General features: G+C 67.7%; 2 protein-coding genes. Both read left to right on the forward strand.

The features are described from left to right. Nucleotides 1–535: S-layer homology domain-containing protein (locus tag JX325_RS15565; protein WP_204791967.1), on the forward strand; the 535-nt coding region annotated here is incomplete at its 5' end. Between the two features lie 144 nt (nt 536–679). Beyond that, entirely contained in the window at nt 680–2,083 is a 1,404-nt protein-coding gene (gene mnmE, locus JX325_RS15570; RefSeq protein WP_204791968.1) for a tRNA uridine-5-carboxymethylaminomethyl(34) synthesis GTPase MnmE, read from the forward strand. Nucleotides 2,084–2,221: the final 138 nt, after the last annotated feature.

Consider the following 2,221-nt stretch of genomic DNA (forward strand, 5'->3'; position numbering starts at 1 on the left):
TACCCAGAACCCCACCCTGGACGCGCCCCAGACCGACGCGTCCCAGCAGCTCTTCCGGGACGTTCCCATGAGCCACTGGGCGGCGGGGGAGATCAACTGGGCCAACCAGATGGGCTACATGAACGGCACGGGAGGCCGCTTCAATCCCGACGGCGTTATCAGCCATCAGCAGATGTGGATCGTCCTGGCCCGGCTCACCGGCTCCAACCCCGCCAACATGGCGGAGGCCCGGCACTGGGCCGTGCAGGGCGGCTTTGCCGACGGCTCCGCCCCCACCGGGGCGGTGAAGCGCCACCAGCTGGTGACGGCCCTGTACCGCTGCGCCCGCCTCTCGGGCAGCCTGAACCAAAACACCACCAGCCTGGCGGGCTACACCGACAGCCGCACCGTGCCCGCCGTGGCCCGGGACGCCTTTTCCTGGGCCCTGGCCAACGGCATCGTCAGCGGCGGCGCCGACAAGACGCTGAATCCCAACGGAACCCTCACCCGGGCCCAGTTCGCGGTGATTTTGTACCGCTACAGCCAGCGAATCTGATACTTTCTTGAAAGAAAGTATCCAAAGAACGTTAGCGCGCTCTGGCTGCCCGGCGGTCAACCGGACCGGAGCGACGGCAACCGAGTGACAGCTTACAGGGGGCGGGCGGACAGCCCGCCCCTTGCTTTTGAAAGGAGATACTTCATGGACACCATCGCCGCCATCGCCGCCGGAGGAGGCGCGCCCTCCGCCATTGGGGTCGTCCGAATTTCCGGGCCGGACTGCTTTGACGCCTGCGGGCGGGTCTTCCGCTCCGCCCGGCCCTTCGAAGAGCTGGAGGCCCGGCGGATGGTCCTGGGGGAGTTCCTGGACCGGGAGGGCCGGGTTTTGGACCGGGGGCTGGCGGTGCGCTTCCCCGGGCCCCGCAGCTACACCGGGGAGGACTCGGCGGAGTTCCACTGCCACGGGTCCCCGGTGGTCCTGCGGGAGGTGCTGGCGGCCCTGTTCGCCGCCGGGGCAAGGCAGGCGGGGCCGGGGGAGTTCACAAAGCGGGCCTTTTTGAACGGGCGGCTGGACCTGACCCAGGCGGAGGCCGTCATTGACCTCATCGACGCGGAGACCGCCGCCGCCGCCCGGAACGCCGCCGCCCAGCTGGACGGGGGTCTCCGCCGGGCGCTGGAGCCCATTCAGGAGGCCCTGCTGGATATCACCTCCCGGTTTTACGCCGTGGTGGACTACCCGGACGAGGATATCCAGGACGCGGGGCCGGAGGAGATCGCCGCCGCCCTCCGGCAGGCCGGGGACGCGCTGACGGCGCTGCTTGCCACCTGCAAACGGGGGAAGGTCCTCAAGCGGGGGGTGCGGACGGCCATTGTGGGCCTGCCCAACGCGGGAAAATCCTCCCTTTTGAACGCCCTGGCGGGGTATGAGCGGGCCATCGTCACCGACATTCCGGGGACCACCCGGGACACGGTGGAGGAGTCCGTCCTCTGCGGCGGGGTGCTGCTGCGGCTCATCGACACGGCGGGCCTCCGGGAGACGGAGGACGCGGTGGAGAAGCTGGGGGTGGAGCGATCCCGGCGGGCCATGGAGGAGGCGGAGCTGATTCTGCTGGTCCGGGACGGGGCTGTGGAGGCCTGCCCGGAGAACAAGGCCCACTGGGAGGCGGAGGCCCTCCTCCTGAACCAGGTGGCCCGGACCGGGAAGCCCTGGCTCTGCGTCGAGTCCAAGTGCGACCTCACCGGCCCCCACGCCTTTTCGATCGGGCTCATTCAAAAGGATGCCAACAACCCCGCCGCCTGCCTTTGTGTCTCCTCCGTCACGGGGTACGGCCTGGACAAGCTGGAGAACGCCGTAGCGGCCCTCTTCCCCGCCGGGGACCCGGGGGAGGCCGGAAGCCTTTTGACGGACCGGAGGCAGGAGGAGGCCGCGGACAGGGCGCGGGCCGCCGTCCGCCGGGCCCTGGAGGCCCTGGAAAACGGCCTGACCCCCGACGCCGCCCTGACGGACGCGGAGGAGGCCCTGGACGCCATTGGGGAGCTGACGGGGAGGACCGCCAAGGAGGAGATTGTGGAGCGGATCTTCTCCCGGTTCTGTGTGGGGAAGTAGAAGGCCTTGAAAAATGCGTTTTCCAATCGCTGTGCAATCTGTCTGGCTATAATTGGTTCAAAGGCTTTATACAACGAAGAGATGGAGTGGATATTCAAATTATCCATAACCAGCACGATTTTTTCGTAATGGTTGTAA

It is taken from the genome of Oscillibacter sp. CU971, assembly GCF_905219725.1.
GTDB lineage: Bacteria > Bacillota > Clostridia > Oscillospirales > Oscillospiraceae > Oscillibacter.